The sequence below is a fragment of the Methyloceanibacter sp. genome, assembly GCF_051306395.1.
Taxonomy (GTDB): domain Bacteria; phylum Pseudomonadota; class Alphaproteobacteria; order Rhizobiales; family Methyloligellaceae; genus Methyloceanibacter.
The window spans coordinates 1-19025 of record NZ_JBPPND010000255.1 but is presented as its reverse complement, the minus strand read 5'-3'; the positions used below and the strand labels follow the sequence as shown (position 1 = coordinate 19025).

Below are 19025 nucleotides of genomic sequence, written 5' to 3'. Positions count from 1 at the left end.
AAGAGTCCGAGGCGCTGTTGCGCAAGGCCGCGGAGAACGGCCAGGACGACAAACGCATTCGCCAGAACCTGGCGCTGGTCCTGGGCGTGCAAGGCAAGTTCGACGAGGCCCGCGAGGTGGCCGCCGTCGACATGACGGCAACACAGGCCAAATCGAGCATGTCCTATTTGCGCGACATGCTGGCCAAGCCGACCGCGGTCGCTTCGAACGAGCCATCGACGAAGCAGGCTTCGGCGGAAGATTGGTCCCCGTTCGCCACGAACGATCCGGTCCAGGAGGCCGCGCCGGTGAAAGCGGCGGCGGTCGAGACGCCGCCCAAACGGCCGCTGCCGAAAGTGCAAATGGTGCAGCCCGTGGACGAGGTCGTCGAATCGCCGGCCAAGGTAGCCCAGGCTGGGGCCGCGAAGCCGGCCGCGCAGAACGGGCCGATGAATTTGCTAAGGAGCAATATCCAGTAGCGCCCCCGCATTATAGAGACGAGGGAACGAGGGAGGCGCCTTTCGGGGCGCCTTTCTTGTTGGGTAGGGCAGGCTTAGTTGCCGGAGCCCTGCATGAACTGGATCGCCGCCGGCCCGATAATGACGATAAACAGCACTGGCAGGAAGAACAGGATCATCGGCACGGTGAGCTTCGGCGGCAAGGCGGCAGCCTTCTTCTCGGCCTCGGCCATGCGCATCTCCCGGCTCTCCTTGGCGAGCACGCGCAAGGCCTGTCCCACGGCGGTACCATAACGTTCGGCCTGGATCATGCTCGTGCCGACCGCCCTCACCCCGGCGAGCCCGGTGCGCTTGCCGAGATTTTCATAAGCCTGGCGGCGCTGCGGTAGATAGGACAGCTCCGCGGTGGTCAGACTGAATTCCTCGGCGAGCTCGATGGAGCGCCCGCCGATCTCGCCCGCGACCTTGTTCATGGCGGCTTCCACGGACATGCCGGCCTGCACGCAGATCAAGAGAAGATCGAGGGCGTCCGGAAAGACGCCACTGATCGATTTCTGGCGGCGCTGGATAAGGTTCGAGATGAAGATGTTGGGGAAATAGAAGCCGAGATAGGCCCCGCCGATGGACAGACCCAGACGCAGGATGGGCGCGAGATCGAAGTCGTTCACGAAGAACAGATACAGAAAGACAACGGCAAATCCGAAGACCGGCAGGATCGCGCGGAAGAACAGAAAGGCCACGACCGGCGCCTGGCCGCGAAAGCCAGCCATCTTCAACCGTTCGCGCGTACCCTCCGTCTCAAGGGCTTTGCGCAGGTTCAGCTGCTCCACGACCTGTTTCATGAAGCTTTTCGGCTCGCGGCGGAGCTTGGCGTGACGCTGGTCCTCGGCCATCGTGGCGAGCCGCTCCGCGCGCAGCCGCGCACGCTCGGTCGAGACATATTTCATGCGGGCGCCAAGGCGATCGCCGCTGAGCAAGGGCATAACAAAAGACGCCACGGTGGCGAACGCAGCCACGGCCGCGAGCACCATGACCACGAGTTCAGGGTCGGTGATATACTGAACGAGAGAGGACATGGATCTCGGCTCGGTTAAAACTCGAAATTGATCATCTTGCGCATGACGAGGATGCCGATCAGCATCCAGGTGGCCCCCGCCGCCAGCATGGCCTGGCCCAGCTTCTCGGTCCAAAGCACGGCGATGTAATCCGGCGATACCATGTAGAGCGTCAGCATGACGAGCGGTGGCAGGGCACCGATGATCATGGCCGACGCCTTGGCCTCCGCGCTGAACGACTGGACCTTGGCCCGTAGGCGGTAGCGGTCGCGCAAGACGCCCGAGAGGTTCGACAGAGCCTCGGCGAGATTGCCGCCGGTCTGCGCCTGAATGGCGACGACAATCGCGAAGAAGTTCACCTCCGGGAGCGGCATGCGGTCGTGCATTCGCTCGAAGGCCTTCGCGAGCGGTACGCCGACCTTCTGCTGCTCGACAAGGCCGGCGAACTCGCTGCGGACCGGTTCGGGCGACTCCGCACCGATGACCTGCATGCAGTCATTGAGCGGGAGACCGGACTTGATGCCGCGCACGATAATATCGATGGCGTTGGCGAATTCGGTCAGGAACTTGGCTTGGCGAGACTTGATGCGGCGCGCAAGGAGCCAGCGGGGGAGCCCGAAGCCGCAGGCAAACGCTGCGAGCAGCGCTATCAGCGGCGTCATTCCGAAGACAAGAACGAGAAAGCCGCCGAAGAAGCCGCAAACTGCGCAGAAGATGTAGTAGGTCCGCGGCCTTATATCGAGGCCAGCGCGCATCAGCTTGGTGCGAAGGGAAACGCGCTTCTTGGCCCTTTGTTTCGCCTCGATATCCCGGATCGTGTCCTGCACCTGCTTGCGGCGCATTTGCAGCGGCTGAGGCACGCCCACACGCTGGCGCAGCCCTGCTTGGCCTTGCGCCACATTGGCGACGCGCTTGCTCGCTTTGCGCTCGTCGCTGAAGTACGGCATCACCAATACGTAGACGATGCCGCCGGCGCCGAGGGCAGCGAGCGCGACGGCCGCAAGCTGTACGAGTTCAGGACTGAGCAAATCCCTCTCCTAACGGACGGCCGTGCTCATCATGTACCTCGCCCGCGGCCAGGGTCTCCGTGAGGCGTTGGCCTTCACCGTAATAGCGCGCCCTCTCGTAGAAATAGGGCCGCGCGATGCCTGTGGCACGATGACGGCCGTCGATGCGCCCGTTCGCGTCTTCGCCGATGAGATCGTAGACGAAGAGATCCTGGAGCGTGACCGTATCCCCTTCGAGGCCGACGACCTCGGTGACGTGGGTGATCTTGCGGCTGCCGTCGCGCATGCGCGCGGCCTGAACGATGATGTCCACGGAGGAGGTAATCATCTCGCGGATGGTCTTGCCCGGGAGATTGTAGCCGCCCATGAGGATCATGCTCTCCAGACGGCTCAGGCACTCGCGCGGGCTATTGGAGTGGAGCGTGCCCATAGAGCCGTCGTGACCCGTATTCATTGCCTGCAACAGATCAAAGGCTTCGGGTCCGCGCACCTCGCCGACGATGATGCGATCGGGCCGCATACGCAGGCAGTTCTTGACGAGATCGCGCATGGTGACCTCGCCCTCGCCTTCGAGGTTCGGCGGCCGCGTCTCCAGGCGCACCACGTGCGGCTGCTGAAGTTGCAGCTCCGCCGAGTCCTCGCAGGTGATGATGCGCTCGTCGGGCTCAATGTAAGCGGTCAGGCAGTTGAGCAGCGTCGTTTTCCCAGAGCCGGTGCCGCCGGAGATGATGACGTTGCAGCGCACCCGGCCGATGATGGCGAGCAGCGTGCGCCCTTCGGGGCTGATCGTGCCCATTCTCTCGAGCTGGTCGAGCGTGAGCCGATCCCGCTTGAACTTACGAATGGTGAGGCTCGGCCCGTCGATGGCGAGCGGCGGCGCGATGACGTTGACACGGCTGCCGTCCGGGAGACGCGCATCGCAGATCGGGCTCGACTCGTCGACGCGACGGCCGACCTGGCTCACGATGCGCTGGCAGATGTTCATCAGCTGCGCGTTGTCGGCAAAGCGGATGGAGGAGGGCTCGACCTTGCCGCGCACTTCGATGTAGGTCGTATTCGCGCCGTTGACCATGATATCGGCGATGTCATCGCGGGCGAGCAGAGGTTCCAGCGGCCCATAACCGAGCACGTCGTTGCAGATATCCTCGAGCAGCTCCTCCTGCTCGGCGATGGACATCACAACGTTCTTGATGGCCACGATCTCGCTGACGATGTCGCGGATCTCTTCCCGCGCGGCGTCGGGGTCGAGCTTGGCGAGCTGGGTAAGGTCGATCGTGTCGATGAGCGCGTTGAAGACCGTCGTCTTGACGTCGTAATACTCCTCGGAGAGGGTGCGCTCCGAGGGCTTGCGCGCCGGTTTCGGCGCGGACGGCTGTGGGCCTGCTTCCGGGCCGGCGTCGTCACCGGTTTGCAGCGCCGGCTCGACACTCCGTGGCGGCTCCGGTGCGGGAGCCTTTTGCTGGGGCGCCGGTGCCGCGGGGTTACTCCGTTTTCCGAACATTTCTTCTTCTTAGCCGCGTGCCTTGGTTAGTCTCAGACGGTCGAGCAAGGGTCCGAGCAGGGACGAGCTCTCGCTCTTTTGCTCGATCCGGTCGGTGAGAAGATTGGCCAAATTGCGGAAGGCATCGGCGGCCTTCGACTTCTCCGAGATTTCTTCGATCATCTGGCCGTTGTTCGCCGCCGTGCCGAAAAGCTGCGCGTCGAAATCGATAACGACCTGTGGAACCAGTTCGATGGCGTGACCGAAATCCTTCACCGAGATCTCCGGACGCTTCGGCACGCCGATCTGGTTGAGCACGAGCATCGGCGGCCGGTCGTTCGGCCGCGAGGCCTTGAGCTGATCCACCAGGTTTTTGGTGTTCCGCAGGCTGGCGAGGTCCGGCATCGCGGTGAGCACGACGTAATCGGCCTTCAGCACCACTTCCTTGGCCCAGCCGGTCCACAGATGGGGCACATCCACAGTGACCCAGGGCACGTTTTCGCGGACCACGTCGAGCACCGTCTCGCATGCGCCCTTATCAAGGTCGTAGGGCCGGTCGAGTGCGGTCGGCGCGGCGAACAAGCTCAGATGGTCGGAGCAGCGCGACAACAGCCGGTCGAGAAGAACTTCATCGAGACGCTCTGGCGTCGCCAGCGCGTCGGCGATGCCTTGCAGCGGGTCCTGATTGAAATCGAGCCCGGCCGTGCCGAACGGCAGATCGAGGTCGGCGATAACCACATCGCTTTTTAGCGCGTTGGCGATGGCGAAGGCCGTGTTGTGACATACGGTGCTGGAGCCCGCGCCGCCCTTGGCGCCGATAAAGGCGATGACCTGTCCCACCGGCCCGTTTTCCGGATCGGTATAGACAGAGGCAATGCTCTCGATCACGAGCGGCACGGTCATCGGCGCCACGACATATTCGCTGACGCCCTGGCGCATAAGCTCTCGATAAAGCAACACGTCGTTGATGTGTCCGACGGCGATCACCTTGGTGCCCGGATCGCAGACCTCGGCCAGACGCTCCAGATCGGTGAGCATGCCGTTTCGGTCGAGCAACGACTCGACGACGATCAGGTTTGGCGTCGAGGCATCGCGATAGAAGGCGACAGCCGCTTCGACGCCCCCCATCTGCACAGTGACGTGCGCCTTGGAGAGACGGCGATCCTCCGATGCTTTCTGAATCACGGCCGCCGTGTCCTGATCCTCGCAGAACGCCTGGATGTTCACGCGCGGGACAGGACGGGCGCGCGGCTCCGACGCGGCAAGCTCCGGCGCAGCGCCCGGCTCGTCGTCAGGCTGCTCGTCGAGCGAATATGCGGCGTCGCTAATCACTCGACCCGGCCTCTACATCGCTCGAGTTGGCGTGCTCAGACAGAGGACGGTCTTCTGGGGCCCATTTCGACCCTGTCATTTCGCCCTTCACGTATTTGCCCCAGACCACGTCGCGCCGCTCGCTCGGCCGCGGCATCTCAGGATGCGGCGCGACGAAGTCTTCCGGGTCGGCGACCATGGCGGCGAGGTTCTTCTGCGTGGCACAGCCCATATTGGGCCACGGCAGATTCTGTGGATCGCGGGCGAGGTTTTCCGACCAATCGGGACAGTCCGGACCTTGCGCGACGAGCTCGAGATAGGAGAGCCGCAAAGGCGCGGCCGGATCGTATTTGGCATAGTAGGGCTCGACCCTGACACCCCGCGCGCTGATGCCGGCACGGCGCATGGCGTGGCGGACATCCTCATAAGCGCGCTTGGCGGCGGCCTGATTGGCGCTGCCCGACGGCGTCTTGATGGTCAGGCCACCTCTGCCAGCTTCCTGATAGCCGGCCAGGTAGCGATAGAGTTGATCCCACTGAGCCTGGCTGAGACCGCGCGAACGGCTCGACACGGAAAGGTCGAGCAAAGCCTCGCCCTGGCTCACCTTGATCGGATGCCGCTCGCTCGGATTGGACAGAGTGAAAGGCGCCTGCATGCGCGGGCCTTGCCAGCACCCGCCTGCTGGCACCGCGAGCATCAATGCCGCGGCGATGGTGAGCGTGGGGCGCGTGGCGCGCGCAAGCGCGAGCGGGCCTTGAACTGTCGGTGCCATGATACTTTTCCCCTTCATGCCCTACTCAACGATGAACCCGACGTCGCCGGTGAAGTTGCCGACGGGCGCGCGCTCGGGATCGCGGCCATAGATGCGGTTCATTTGTCCTAAGAGATCGCTGTTCACGTCCGAGGCCCAGGCAAAGCCGTCATCCGGCTTGGCGAGCTGCTGTTGCGCCACCGGCTTAACCACATAGGGCGTGACCATGACCACGAGCTCGGTCTCGCTCTTCTGGAAATCGCGGCTGCGGAACAAGGTGCCGATGATGGGCAGGTTCTTGAGGCCGGGATAGCCGCTGATTGCTTGGCGCGACTGATCCGAAAGAAGCCCCGCGATCACCAGAGAGCCGCCGCTCGGCAGCTCGACCGCGGTTTCCGCGCGCCGGACCCTGAGCGCCGGAATCGAAATATTGCTGAGAACCACCGCGCCCTCGCTCGACAGCTCGCTGACCTCGGTGGAGATCTTGAGGCTGATCAGTCCCTCGGACATGACCACGGGCGTAAAGGCGAGGCCGATGCCGAACTTCTTGAAGTCGACCGTGATGGTCGGGATACCGCCGCCGGTATTGTCCTGAGCGACCGGAACTGGGAACTCGCCGCCGGCCAGGAAGTTCGCCGTTTCGCCGGAGATCGCCGTCAGGTTTGGCTCTGCCAGAATATGCACCAGCCCGTCCTGCTCCAGCGCTTGCAGAACGCCGCTCACATTGCTGGTTCCGTCCGACCATGCAGCGCCCGCGATGGCATTACCGAGGGCGCCGGAGATCGGGAAGGGCAACGTCGAGGCTGCGGCGAAGGCGAAGTTTCCGGTGTTGATGAGCGCCTCCAAGTCCACGCCGAACTGCTTGATGATGTTCCGCTGCATCTCGACGACGGAGACCTTGAGCAGGACCTGCTCGCGGCCCTCCACCGTGATCATGTTGATGACCCGGCTCGGACCGCCGGAGCTGCCGCTGGAGGAAGTGCTATTATTGATGGTGACGGCCGAGCCGCCGGCCGCGGCAGAGGTCGCGCTGCCGCTGTCGCTCTCACCGAGGAAACTGTTCACAATCTCGCTTGCCCGCGTGGCGTCGATCGGCGTCGGTACGCGGCCGGTCAGCACGACGTTCTCGCCGACCGTTTCGACCCGAACGTTCGAGCCCGGGATGAGGCGGGCAATCAGATTCTGCAAGGCGCCGAGATCGCGCTCGATGGTGACTTCCAGGACCGCGACCTGGTTGCCGTTCTGGTCGATGAACAGGATGTTGGCCTCGCCCCGCTTCTTGCCGATGAGATAGGCGCGGGTCGCGCTCTGGATCACGGCGTCGATCTGGTCCGGATTGGAGACCATCACCTCGCGCACCTCGCGCGGCAGCTCGACGATCATCGACTTGTTGAGGCCAAGCTTGATCTGTCGCGTGGTTCCATCGCCTAGGCGCAGAAGAGAGCGGTGGGCTGATTGTGCCAACCCTTCGCCCGGCGCCGTCACCGCGGCGAGCCCAAAGCTGGCGACGGCGATCGCAGCGAGTGCAAGAAGGGCCGAGAGTGGGGAGCGACGCATCCGTTTGCCTTTATTCTTTGTGTCGTTTGTCCGCATGGTCAGTTGATGCCGAAGGTGCGCGAGGGCACGCCGTATTTGAGAACTTTGACCGAGCCCTGGTTGGCCTCGCCGATCTTCGCCGTCGGCTCGTCACCAGGCAGGGCATCGGAGAGGCTCCGGAGCGACAAGGAGAGCTCCCCCATTGATTGGGCAAGCGCCAGAACCTCGGCTTGGCGCGGCGTCAGCTCTAGAGTGGCCGTCTTGCCGGTGACGACCTTCTCGCCGTCTTTGTTCTCCAGCGCCTGGCCGATGGCGAGAACGCGCACATTGCGCAGGACCGCCTCGCTAACCGGCTGCTCCTTCCGCCCGGTCTTCATGGTGTAGGAGAGGATCACGTCGACCCTGTCGTTGGGCAGGATGAAGCCGCCGGCCGCCGTCTCCTCGCGGATCGGCGTCGAGATGGCGCGCATGCCCCGAGGCAGAATGGCGGCCATCACGCCGCCTTCCGAAATCTTGATCAGCTTCTGTTCCTTGATCGGCTCGCCGGAAATGAACGGCGCACGGGCCACCGCGCCGGACAGATCGGAGGGCGCGTCGGGCTGTGTTTCCTTGGTGATCAGCCCGGGCGTGACGCCCTCGATGGGCCATTGCTGCCATTTGAAGTCGTCGGCGCGGACGCTGTCGCCAAGGCCGATATCCTTGGAGGCCACCAGCACATCCGTGGCCCCCACGGTCTTTTCGACCTGTTGAACCTCCGGTGCCCGAGAGACGATGGCACTGGCAATCCAAGCGGCGCCAAGCGCTGCCGTGATGGCGATAGCGAGGACGACAACCCTTGCTTTTTTCATGACAGACTCTTTCTTTCGAACGCCTCACGTCCCGCGAACATGGGCTCACTCTGGCCCACGAAATCTCAACGCGGAGTTAATAGCCGTGCCAATTTGGCCGCCCGCAAAGCCCTGTGGCCCAGGCGACACAAAGGGTTCCCGGCCGCCGCAAGGCCGGCCGCCGGGGGCCCAAAGACGCTACGAGGACGCTAGGAAGTGGGACGGCTAGGCGCCAAGCCCCGCCATGAAGACGGTTTCCGGATAGACGAGGAGGCCGGCCGCAGCGAGCGCGATGCCATAGGGCACACCTTCTTTCTCGCTATGCAGCCGCGTGAGCCAGCCTTGCGAGTACAGCATGACCGGGAGCGGCATGGACCTGAGGAACATGAGCAGCAGCGTCAAGGCGCCGCCGAGCAAGGCCGCATAGATCGCGTAGAGCAACATTTGCTCCGGCCCCAGCCACAAGCAGGTGGCGGCGAACAGCTTGGCGTCGCCGCCGCCGATCCAGCCGAAGGAAAACATGGCGAAAGTGACGATGAGGGCTCCCAGCCCGAGCGCCACGTGGAGCCCGGCCTCGCTCCAGCCGAGCCCAACCAAGGGCGCTAGCACGGCGAAACCGGCGACCAGAAGAAGCGATATCCAGTTGGGCACGGTCATGGAAAAGAGATCGGTGACCGCGGCGAGCGCCATGGCCAACGGAAAGATCGAAATAATGAGAAGATCGGTGATCATGTGCCCTTCGCCCTGTCTCGCTTTTGGTTTGCCCCCGGATTCGGCTCGGGAGTTTGGCCGCCAAGGGCTGAAAACGGCGTTAACCGGGGCTTCCCAGCGGCATGGTTTGCCAATCCTTCACCTTTTCCGCGTCTGATGACGAGGACGGACATTCCTCGTTCTTCAGTTCAGCGTAGAGGATAGGGCGCCAATGATTTTCCGGTTTCGCCCGGGGCGGTCGGCATGCGGGATCGTGCTGGCCACGGTTGTCACGACGAGTTCCATTCAGCCAGGATCGGCGGCCGGCCAGGACATCGAGGTTCTGATAGATCAGGCCACGATGTTGCGACTCGATCGCTCCGCGGCGGAGATCGTGGTGGGCAACCCGTCCATCGCCGACGTCTCGGTGCAGAGCAGCAATACGCTCGTTCTGACCGGCAAGTCTTTCGGCGAGACCAACCTCATCGTGATCGACCCTGAAGGGAAGGTCGTCATCAACCGTCGTGTGGTGGTGCAGGAGCCGGCTGGCGGCTATGTGACCGTCTACCGCGGCAAGAACCGCGTCACGCTTCACTGCTCACCCAACTGCGAGACTCCGCTCGTCATCGGCGACGAGCCCGCCTATTTCGAGTCCATCGCCAAAGAGATCCGCACCAAGCAGGCGATCGGCCAAGCCTCGGCGGAAGGCGAAACACAAAACGAGTAGCGGCCCGGCGGCGCACCGTTGTGTCTGCTTTTCGGCCCCTACTGCGCGATGCGCAGCTCGCTCAAGCCTTGCGCGATATCGTTGAAGATCGCGGCCAACTCCGAGTTGGACGGCGAGTTGTAGTACATGTCCGGCTTCGTCGCGCAGTTCCTCAACAAATTCTGGGTCGTCGAATCGTAGACCCTGAAGCCAACGGTATAGATGACAATCCCTTTGGCCTTGATGTTATCGCAAACTTTCACCGTTTTCTGGTTTAGTTCAGAGTCCGCCCCATAGCCATTCGTGTGACCGAGGTGACCCTCGGCAGCGAAGCCGAAGGCGTTGTAGTATGACTTGTTATGACCGTTTGCACCGCCGCCGACACTGTTTTCACCATCCGTAAGCAACACAAGGGCCTTAACGCGTTCCTCCTCGTCATAAGGCTCGCCCTCGGTGAAGGGTGCGCCAGGTGACAGCGCGCGCCAGCCCCAGAGAAGCCCCGCCGGGATGACGGTGCTGCCGTAGGGCTGCAGTTCCTCGATCGCCGAAATGACCTGACCCTGATTGTTGGTAAGCGGTGTAACGGCCTGCGGCGGACAGTTGAAGTCAGGGCCCTTATTCGAGCCGGTCACGCTAGCTTTATTGTACTTCGAGGTGTCGCGCTGACACGCCTCTGGATCGCTTATGGAGCCCCACCGACCGGTTGCTTTGCAGGCCTTGGCACTGCCATCATCGAGATAGCTGTTGCTGTAGGAATAGGTGTCCGGTTCGTCGGGTGCGAAGTAGGGAGCCCACTTCGTTGCGGCGAGGCCGCTGGGTGCGTCATCCGTGAGTTCATAGGCCCCCCCGCGTTCGCGGACGCAACCTCCCCAGCGGCCATTCGAGAGATCGCTGTAAAGCGTGAGTGAGCTCTGACCGTTACTAAAATCGAAATCCTCTTTGGCGATAGCCGACATGTTCGGGTACTTGGCCGTGTCGATCCACCCCGAATTGAGCTTGTCGGAGCCGACATTCACCGCGCCAGAAAAGGGCACCACGCCAATCTTCAAAGTATCGGAGGTAGATTTTCCCTGGAATAAGTCCTGGACCATCTTCTTGGCGGCCGTTTGCATGGCCGACATCTTGCCGCTCGAGCTCATTGAACCGGTGGTATCGAGGACGAGCGCAAGCTCGATATTGCGCTGGCGCTTGGTAACGACCGAGGTCGCGCCGACATCGATAGAGGAGATGTTGGCAAGCTTCAGGAACGTGGTGGGGACGGTGCCGGAAACCTCCACCGTGATGTCGTCACCCGCAAAGCTCACATTGAGCTTCCCGGCCGTCCCCATCTCGGAGGACGGATAGTTGGCATCGAAGAATTGCTGCGCCCGTTGCTTTAGCTGTGCCTGGGTCAGACCTTGCCACGAGCCGACAGCAAGCGCCGCGGCATCGGCCGCGTCAGCCATGCGGTTGCGCACGGCGAGACCGCGCCCATAGTCAGCGGCCGCGCCGACGAAAAGCGCAATGGGAATGAGCGCTAGGCCAAAGAGAATGGCGACATTGCCCTTCTTGTTCCATGTAAAGGACCGGCAACAATCCCTGATGGTCTGTAGCATGTGACACCTACCCGCTTGTTCCCGAGCGGCCGCTGTTGCGCGTGCCTCGGCCTCGGTTCAGGATAAATCTAAGAGGAAAGTTCTTACTTTTCGTATTCCCCATTTATTCAAAGGTGTCTCTTGTTTATTTAGAATACGATTACCTACACATTTACCGTATTCGACGTGCGTCACTAATATTTACTATACGTTAAGCTAAGCATCGCTATGGCTTTGCTCATGACTAAGCGCGTAGACCCGCAACAATGCATCAGCTGTCGCCCGCTTTGGCGGCGCGTAGCCGGACACGCGGGTCGCTTCGGCAGAGATCGAAGCGGGGCTTCCGCACTTGAATTCGCCATCGTCGCCACGCCCCTTATCTTGCTGCTCCTCGCGGTCCTTCAGGTCAGCCTCGTCTATTTTTCGAACTTTGCTCTCGAAGGCGCGATCGATCGGGGGGCACGGCTCATCCGCACAGGCCAGGCGCAAAAGTTCAACGCGCAGCAATTCAAGACGGAAGTCTGCAAGCACCTGAGCGCACCGCTGACATGCGATGACCTCATGCTCGACGTGCGTAGCTATCCGAGCTTCGGCGGCGCGGCGGGAAATTTGGCGGAGCCGCCCGGCTCCGACGGAAAGCCGAAAGATTACGGTTTCGATCCGGGCGAGGCCGAGGATGTGGTGGTGGTCCGCGGCTTCTATCCGCTGAATATCGGTTCCGTCCTGCCCTCGAATATCAATCTCAGCAATATGGAAGGTGGCGGCCGGCTTCTCATGGCCACGGCAGCTTTTCGCAATGAGCCATTCTAATAAGATGTGCAAGGTGACATCGGGTCTGGTCAGCATGCGTCGGACGGCCCTGAGCATGAGACGCATGGGCCGGGATCCGCGCGGCGTATCGGCGATAGAGTTCGCGCTTATCGTCCCGGCACTGATCCTGCTCTATGTGGGCACCGTGGAGATCGGCAATGCGCTGACAGTCTATCGCCGGACCGCTCAAGTCGCCGCGACGGCCGCGGACCTGACGGCGCAGGTCAGATCCGTCTCCAAGTCCGATATCCAGGATATTCAGGCGGCGGCTTCGAGCATACTCACCCCGTACTCGACCGGGCCCCTCAAGATCGTGCTTTCGAGCGTGGTCGCCGACGACGATAACAATGGCAAGGTCGACTGGAGTTGCGCCAACAACGGCGGCGCGCGGGCGGACAACTCGTCGTACAACGTGCCGGCTGGGCTCACAGAGCCCAACAGCAGCGTCATCGTCGCAGAGATCGAGTACACGTTCACGCCGCTCGTGGGGCTTACGACGATTTTCAGCCCCGGATCGTTCGAGATGACGCGCACCTTCTACACGCGGCCCCGGCGCAGCATGAAGGTCGCCAAGACCGACAACGGCTGCTAGACGCGCACCTTTCCGAGCTTGGCGCAGACGCCTGTAGGCGGCTTGTCCGGTCGTGTCCCGCGCAGCGATGCGCCGCCAGACCACCCGTTGCAAGCATCGGCGATTGGCGCTTATCTGCCCTCACTAACTCGCCATGCGGGCACCGCCGGACCGGCCCTAGACGATGGGCGCGCGTGGCAACAAGGAGGCGCATGTGGCAGGACTGCGAACGGCTGTATTTGGGTTCGCCGTGGCCGCGATGGTCTGCGTTATCGCGGGGGGAGCTGCATTCGCCCAATCCAGCGCAGCCCAGAAGTCGCCCACGCCGCCCGGCAAGCCTGCGCCCAAGGCCAAGGTGGCCGGAAGCTTCGGCAACTGGACGCTGCTCTGCGGAAAGGAAGGCGACGATAAGACGTCGGAGGAGCGCTGCTCGCTCGTCCTGCCGCTGGTGGAGAAGGAAACACAGAAGCTCGTCTTCCGCGTGATCCTCACCTATGGCCCGCAAGGCCGGCTCGTGCTGCGCGTGGACGGTCCGACGGGGGTGGCTCTGCAGCGTGGCATCGAATTTTCCCCAGACACCCGGAAGATCTATCGCATGCCGTACCAGACCTGCCTGCCCATGGGGTGCAAGGCGCTGCTGATCGTGGAAGACGACATGCGGAAAGAGATCGCCAAGTCCAAGCAAGGCAGCATCACGGTCTACGCGCTAAACGGCAAGGCGGTGAAGACCGTGACGGCGCTGAACGGCTTTGCCGCGGGCATGAAGGCGCTGCAACAGCATCACCAAGCGAAGCAATAGGGCGACTCGCGAGCGGCGTGGATCAGCGCAGGATTTTTTCCAGCTCGGGATCCATGGCTTCGCCGGCATCGCCTTGATCGGGCTCGCCGCCTTGCAGCGGCGCCAATGTTTGCGGCGCTTGTTCGGGCGCGCCGCCGCCACCAATCTGGACGTTGCCGAGGAAACGGCCGATGGTCTCGCCGACAGGGCGGCCTTTAAACTTCTTCTGAAGCGCCTGGCCGATCTTGCTTACGGCCTTCGAGGCGTTCTTGGGGTTGGCGAACACGCTGCCGATCTGCGGCCGGATGCGCGGGTCCTCCAGCGGACCCTCGACGCGCACCGGCACGGTGAGCCCGGCCAGATCGTTGGCGCCGCCGCGGCCTTCGGGTCCGGCGATAATCTCCGGGTTGGCGAGAATGTCGAGATTGCCGTTGGGCACATCCACGGTGCCTTCGGCGGTCACCTGCAGCAGCGGGCTCACCATTTTCAAATTGCTTGTCTCGGCGATGCCGTCGGCGATGACGAAGCTGCCACCGAGATCGCTAAACGCGGTCTTCGCGCCCGCGCCCTGTTGAAGATCGAAGTCCCCTTCGCCGAGCGCACTGATGAAGGCGGTGATGTCGATGCCCTCGATGGCGCCTTCGGTCACCACGAAAGCTCCGCTTCCCTTGAGCGAGGACTTGATCGCTTCGGCATCTTGGCCTTCGCCCGACAGGGAAACATCGAGCTTGGTGCGGCCCCCGATCATGCTGAACTGTGCGGCGTCGGTGAGAAACGGTTTGGCTTGGACGCCGTCGAGGCGGAAGTCGCCGGTGAAGCTGGGGACGGGCTTGGATGCATCGACGGTGAGCGTGCCACTGGCATGGCCGTCGTAGAGTTCCATGCCGCCGAGCGTCGCGTCCATCACGCCGTCGCGGAACACGACGCCGAGCGAGCTGGGGCCGATATCGAGATGGCCGACGCGTGTCTTGCGCACGTTGAGATTGACGTCGGCATCGAACGACGCGGGCGGGGCCACGCGTGAGGCTTGGGGCAGCGCGGCGAGGTTGTTGGCCGCCGCGGGTTCGGCTCGGTTGGGAGCCGGCGGCGCCGGCGGCGCCACGACAACCTGCTCCACTTCGACGGCGGGCGCGGAAGGCTTGGAGAACCAGTCGCTGGTCGGCGCGGGCTTTGGCGCCGGTTGAGGCTGCGCCGGCGCGGCGCGCTCCGGTGCGGCGTCCGCGCGCCGGGCTTCGTGCTGCTTCGCGCCTTCGAGGAAGGGGTTGAGGTCCAGGCGATCGATGGCAAGCGCGGCGCGGATATGCGGCCGGGGACGCTTCAGGGCGATGACCGCCTCGCCTTGGCCGCTTGCGTGTTCGAGCGCGAAGCGGGCGTTGCTCAATGTGATCTGGCCTTCAGTCCAGGACACGTCGCTTGCGAGCTCGCCGTCTCCTATGGCGCTCGAGACCGCCGGGGTTTCGCGCATCCAGGCCAGCACCGAGGGAATGGAGGCCGCCTTGGCCGAGAGCCGGCCTTGGCCTGAGAGATGCGGCGCGGTGGCAACCGTGCCGTCGAAGCGCGCGGCGATCGCCTTCGTGTCGAGCGCCAACTGAAGCTTTGCCGGCCGTTGTGCCCTCAGATCGGCGGGCGTGGTGACCTCGAAACTGAATTTGACCGTCTGGTCTTTCCACTCGAGGGTACCGCCGCCGATCAACGGGGCGTCCACAGCCGGCAGGCTCAGCTGCGTGTCGATGTGCTCGATACGCTTCTCTTCGGCGTCGTCGCCGTCATACACGATGATGACCGTACCGTCCTCGATACGCACGTCCTTGAGAACCAAGTCGCGGCGCCGCTTCTCGCCGTCGCCGTTCATCTGCGCTTTGGCAAACCGGATCTTCTTGAGCGGCTTGTCCGCATCGCCCCATTGCTGCGCTTCATCACCAAGGCGCACGGTGAGCACAGGGCGCTCCAGAACGATGCGCTCGGCATCGATCCGCTGGCTGAACAGATCGCTGAAAGCGAGATCGACCTTGAGCTTGGCGATGGAGAGATCGGCAGTGCCGGCTTGCGCGTCCGGGTCGATAATCTTGGCGTCGGAAATAACGATGTGCGGCCCCGGCGTGAACAAGAGAACCGTCGAGCCGTTCACCGTGAGATCGCGGCCGGTCTGCTCCTTGATGCGGGCGGCGACGCGCGCCTCCACCCAGTCGGCGGAGAGGACCAGATTGACGGCGGCGAGCAGCACCAGGAGCACGCCCACGGCCGCGCTACCGATCTTGAGCGTCATCCCCCAAGGGCCGCGCATCCATTCACTGCGCCACCAATCGCCGAGCCAGCGGGAGGCGCTGCCAAGAGCCAGGCGTGGCGGGGGCGACGGCTCTTGCGGCAGACGCGCGGGCAGTTGCGGCTTTTGGGAGTGTTGACTGTGCATGGAGGTTCCGAACGAGCCCCGCGAATTAGCCCGACAATTGCGGTAAGAATAGGAAGCCCGTGTGACGCGCAGCCGTCATGCGTTGGCGACCGCGGGCCGGGGCGCTAGCGCACCAGGATGGCGTGATTGTCCCAATGATAGCGCGAGGACCGGCGCGCCACGATGCCGTCGGCGCCGCCTGTGGCGAGCGAGCCGTCGCCGCTGGTCAAAAGAAAGCTGGCGCTCTGGTGGGTCGGCGCGAGCCCGCAGCCGTCTCCGAGCACAGGTGCCCAAGAACCGCCGGGTCGCGACGTCCCAATAGGTAATGAGGCCGCCCTTCGGAGCAGAGGCGGCAACGATGGCGCCGCTGGCGTCGGCCGTGACCGACCCGATGTAGTTGTTGAGCGCGGCTTGGGTCGTATCCGGGGTCGGCAGGACGACGGGCTCCTCGCCCCGGCGGTGGAAGCCGATCAGGGGCGGCAGATCCTGTTCCGGCCCGCGATACTGGCAGCCGAAGACGACCGTGTCGTTCTGCGCCACGGTGAGATGGCGGATCGACAGCTGGTGGAGTTCGGGTGCGAGCCGCCGCTCCTCCACAAGATTGCCCGACTCGATATCCATGTAGACAAGCGAGGGTTGCATGTCGGCCAGGTTCAACTCCTCGCGTTTGCGGTCGGGATGGGTGCGGATACCGCCATTGGCGACGACGGCGGTGCCCCGTCGGATAACAGCGCGAGGTCGTGCGGCCCAACCCCATAGCCGGCATGCTCGCCGATCTGCTTGTAGCCCGCACCTGCGTCACCGGATCGTGGATCATTAGGCCGAGCTTGATGCGCTCGCCGGCCAGCTCGCCATAAGAGAGACTGCCGAGGCCGGTCATCAGGGCGGTCAGTCCTTGCTCATCGCCGCCGTCCGAGATGACCTTGCGGGCATCGCCGCCGGGCGCCCACTGGGCGGCCATCCAAGCGAGATCGTCGATGAGGAGATCGGTGGCGGTCTTGAGATAGGCCGCCCGCCGGGCGCAATTGCCGTTGGTGCAGTTCTTGGGATCGAAATCGGTGGCAGGCCGGTTGCCCGCGCCAGCATCCGTCCCGTTCACGTCCTGACCCCACAGCATGAACTCGACCGCGTGGTAACCGGTGGCCACATTCGACTCCACACCGCCGGCCTCTTGGAGATCTTCGGAGAGCAGCGCCTTGGTGAATTTCGCGGTGTTGAGCTTCTTGCCGCCGATGGTCAGCGAGACATTCTTGATGACGTTGGCGACGTAGAGCTCGTTCTCGGGCGACTCGGTGCCGTAGACCTCGGCGACATAGTCGATCAGGCCTTCGTCGAGCGGCCAAGAGTTCACACGGCCTTCCCAGTCGTCCACGATCTTGTTGCCGAAACGGTAGGCCTCGGTCTGCATGTAGGGCGCGCGCGCGACGATCCAGGCGGCGCGGGCGCTGCGCAAGTTCGCCTCGGTCGGCTCCGCGACAAGCGCGTCGACCGCGAGCTTCAGCGTGTGCGCGGTGTCGAGAGAATCCTCATACCCAGCTTGCGCGATGTCCGCGTAGGTCTTCAGCACGTCCGTGGCGCTTTCGGCCGCGGCGGGGGTAAAGCAAAAGCCGAGCGCCAAAGCGGCGGCCGGCAGAACATTCAACGGTCCTCGAAACATCTGCATCCCTTTTTCGTAGCTCGGCCCCAGGCTCTCGCGCTCCAGGCCATTGCCGGTCCTGACCGGTAAACCCGTCCGAAGACGGGAAGAATGCGGCGGCCCTCGGGCCGGGACCTTTGGGCCGCCGCAAGGTTGAGACGAGGAAGCGTCCAGGCTCTGGCTCAGACGCTCCAGACACTCGGGCTGGGCGGCCGAATGTCTTGTCAAAACCGTAGCGCAGGGCCTAACATGCACGTACTGAACTCTTTTCAGCCGAATAGTTGAATGAAATGCATCTTAAAGAGGTCGACGCCAATCTGCTGGTGACTCTCGACGCGCTCCTGGTGGACGCGAGCGTCACAAGGGCGGCCGAAAGGCTGGGGCGCAGCGCCTCGGCCATCAGCCACGCATTGGCCAAACTCCGCGAAATTTTCAATGACGACCTGTTTGTTCGGGCCGGACAGCGGCTGGTTCCCACGGCCAAGGCGCTGGAGCTTGCGCCCACGGTTCACGTCATCCTGGCCGGCATGGAAAGCCTGCTCCGGCCCAGCAAACCCTTCGATCCGTCGCTTTCGTTGCGCGAGTTTGCCGCAGCTTCGAGCGAAGCAGGCGAGCTGATCCTGGTCGAACCCTTGCGCCAGCGCCTCCACTCGCTGGCGCCCAGCGTGCGGGTGAGTTGGACGCCGTTTAACCGCGACGAGACGATCGACGCGCTCCGCAACGCCCGCAGCCACTTCGTCATCGATATCGAGGGGGCGCCGATCGCCGCCCCCGACGTCCGGGTTGCCAAGCTGTTCGACGATACGCTCGCCACGCTGGCGCGCCCCGGCCACCCGTTCGCGGCGCGGAAACCGAAATCCGTCGCCTTCGCCGCGGCCGAACATGTGGCCGTGAACACGCTCCCGACGCTCAATCTCATGGACCGGGCGCTTGCAGGCGACAGACTGTCCTGCAACGTCTCTTCTCACGTCTCCTCTGCGCTGGTGGGGGTGCTCGTCGTGCTGAACAGCGATGCGCTGCTGACCCTACCGTCGTCGCTGGCGGCGATCCTCGAGAGGCAGTTCGGGCTGGTGCGCATCGCCCACCCGGTGCCGCCCGGGGCGTTCCCTCTGAGGCTTCTGTGGCATTCGAGCTACGACCGGGACGAGTGCCACCAATGGGTGCGCGGCGAGCTCGCTAAGATCGCCCAAGAGATCGCGGGCGCCCCGAAGGGCCAGCGTCAGCCCTAATTCGTCTGCCGGGCGGGGGAGCCCCTGGTTTCCGTCACCAGCCTCCACTAGATTAGGGGGCATCGCCCGCCTGTCGCCGAGGGCCGGGCGCCCGGAGGACACCCATGGTTGCGTGGTTCCGCGCTGGCCTCACTGCCGCGCTGTTGATCTTTGTCTCCACTCCTGCTTTTGCCGCCGACAAAACTTTCCAGGACGACGCTCTCGACGAGGCTGCCATCACGCTTGCGGCCGACCTCAA

16 protein-coding genes and 2 pseudogenes are annotated in these 19025 nt (G+C 63.6%); 6 read left to right on the top strand and 12 right to left on the bottom strand.

Annotation, left to right across the window (positions count from 1 at the left end):
- On the top strand, positions 1 to 458 hold a 458-nt coding region (locus tag ACSLE4_RS13885; protein WP_435905026.1), incomplete at its 5' end, for a tetratricopeptide repeat protein.
- A 74-nt stretch (positions 459 to 532) separates the two neighbouring features.
- Here ACSLE4_RS13885 and ACSLE4_RS13880 read toward each other — a convergent pair.
- The 8 genes from ACSLE4_RS13880 to ACSLE4_RS13845 form a co-directional block, all read right to left on the bottom strand.
- Positions 533 to 1513 carry a type II secretion system F family protein gene (locus ACSLE4_RS13880; protein WP_435905025.1) on the bottom strand — a complete coding sequence of 327 codons (981 nt, stop codon included), beginning with the start codon at positions 1511 to 1513 and terminating at the stop codon, positions 533 to 535.
- Between the two features lie 14 nt (positions 1514 to 1527).
- Positions 1528 to 2520, bottom strand: a complete 993-nt coding sequence (locus ACSLE4_RS13875) for a type II secretion system F family protein (protein WP_435905024.1) — start codon at positions 2518 to 2520, stop codon at positions 1528 to 1530.
- On the bottom strand, positions 2507 to 4000 hold the full coding sequence (locus ACSLE4_RS13870; protein WP_435905023.1) for an ATPase, T2SS/T4P/T4SS family: 1494 nt from the start codon (positions 3998 to 4000) through the stop codon (positions 2507 to 2509). Before ACSLE4_RS13870 ends, ACSLE4_RS13875 begins: the two co-directional genes overlap by 14 nt.
- A gap of 9 nt (positions 4001 to 4009) precedes the next feature.
- The gene (locus tag ACSLE4_RS13865; protein WP_435905022.1) at positions 4010 to 5311 is read right to left on the bottom strand and encodes an AAA family ATPase; all 1302 of its coding nucleotides are present in this window, start codon (positions 5309 to 5311) and stop codon (positions 4010 to 4012) included.
- Positions 5304 to 6062, bottom strand: coding sequence for a CpaD family pilus assembly protein (locus ACSLE4_RS13860; protein WP_435905021.1), 759 nt, complete (start codon positions 6060 to 6062; stop codon positions 5304 to 5306). The genes ACSLE4_RS13865 and ACSLE4_RS13860 overlap by 8 nt, the downstream gene beginning before the upstream one ends.
- A gap of 21 nt (positions 6063 to 6083) precedes the next feature.
- Positions 6084 to 7598 carry a type II and III secretion system protein family protein gene (locus tag ACSLE4_RS13855; RefSeq protein ID WP_435905020.1) on the bottom strand — a complete coding sequence of 505 codons (1515 nt, stop codon included), beginning with the start codon at positions 7596 to 7598 and terminating at the stop codon, positions 6084 to 6086.
- Positions 7599 to 7636: 38 nt separating this feature from the next.
- A complete protein-coding gene (gene cpaB, locus ACSLE4_RS13850) occupies positions 7637 to 8425 on the bottom strand; it encodes a Flp pilus assembly protein CpaB (RefSeq protein WP_435905019.1) in 789 nt (262 codons plus the stop codon).
- A gap of 204 nt (positions 8426 to 8629) precedes the next feature.
- Entirely contained in the window at positions 8630 to 9136 is a 507-nt protein-coding gene (locus tag ACSLE4_RS13845) for an A24 family peptidase (RefSeq protein ID WP_435905018.1), read from the bottom strand.
- A 190-nt stretch (positions 9137 to 9326) separates the two neighbouring features.
- On the opposite strand from ACSLE4_RS13845, the gene ACSLE4_RS13840 reads away from it, so the two are divergent.
- Positions 9327 to 9821 (top strand): pilus assembly protein N-terminal domain-containing protein, encoded by a 495-nt coding sequence (locus ACSLE4_RS13840; protein ID WP_435905017.1) that lies wholly within the window; start codon positions 9327 to 9329, stop codon positions 9819 to 9821.
- Positions 9822 to 9859: 38 nt separating this feature from the next.
- Here ACSLE4_RS13840 and ACSLE4_RS13835 read toward each other — a convergent pair whose 3' ends face one another.
- Positions 9860 to 11395, bottom strand: coding sequence for a vWA domain-containing protein (locus ACSLE4_RS13835; RefSeq protein WP_435905016.1), 1536 nt, complete (start codon positions 11393 to 11395; stop codon positions 9860 to 9862).
- 207 nt (positions 11396 to 11602) lie between these two features.
- Here ACSLE4_RS13835 and ACSLE4_RS13830 point away from each other — a divergent pair, with 207 nt between their 5' ends.
- The 3 genes from ACSLE4_RS13830 to ACSLE4_RS13820 all read left to right on the top strand — a co-directional run bounded on the left by ACSLE4_RS13830 (position 11603) and on the right by ACSLE4_RS13820 (position 13554).
- Positions 11603 to 12184, top strand: a complete 582-nt coding sequence (locus tag ACSLE4_RS13830) for a TadE/TadG family type IV pilus assembly protein (protein WP_435905015.1) — start codon at positions 11603 to 11605, stop codon at positions 12182 to 12184.
- A gap of 64 nt (positions 12185 to 12248) precedes the next feature.
- A complete protein-coding gene (locus ACSLE4_RS13825; RefSeq protein WP_435905014.1) occupies positions 12249 to 12776 on the top strand; it encodes a TadE/TadG family type IV pilus assembly protein in 528 nt (175 codons plus the stop codon).
- A 193-nt stretch (positions 12777 to 12969) separates the two neighbouring features.
- Positions 12970 to 13554: an invasion associated locus B family protein gene (locus ACSLE4_RS13820; protein WP_435905013.1), complete on the top strand. Its 585-nt coding sequence runs from the start codon at positions 12970 to 12972 to the stop codon at positions 13552 to 13554.
- Between the two features lie 22 nt (positions 13555 to 13576).
- On the opposite strand, the gene ACSLE4_RS13815 is transcribed toward ACSLE4_RS13820, so the two are convergent.
- The 3 genes and pseudogenes from ACSLE4_RS13815 to ACSLE4_RS13805 all read right to left on the bottom strand — a co-directional run.
- Complete coding sequence (locus ACSLE4_RS13815; protein ID WP_435905012.1) at positions 13577 to 15943, bottom strand: AsmA family protein; 2367 nt, start codon at positions 15941 to 15943, stop codon at positions 13577 to 13579.
- A 318-nt stretch (positions 15944 to 16261) separates the two neighbouring features.
- Positions 16262 to 16579 (bottom strand): annotated as a pseudogene (locus ACSLE4_RS13810) (DUF1513 domain-containing protein); the annotation flags it as partial.
- A 145-nt stretch (positions 16580 to 16724) separates the two neighbouring features.
- Positions 16725 to 17585 (bottom strand): annotated as a pseudogene (locus ACSLE4_RS13805) (imelysin family protein); the annotation flags it as partial.
- A gap of 263 nt (positions 17586 to 17848) precedes the next feature.
- Here ACSLE4_RS13805 and ACSLE4_RS13800 point away from each other — a divergent pair.
- On the top strand, positions 17849 to 18787 hold the full coding sequence (locus tag ACSLE4_RS13800; protein WP_435905011.1) for a LysR family transcriptional regulator: 939 nt from the start codon (positions 17849 to 17851) through the stop codon (positions 18785 to 18787).
- Positions 18788 to 19025: the final 238 nt, after the last annotated feature.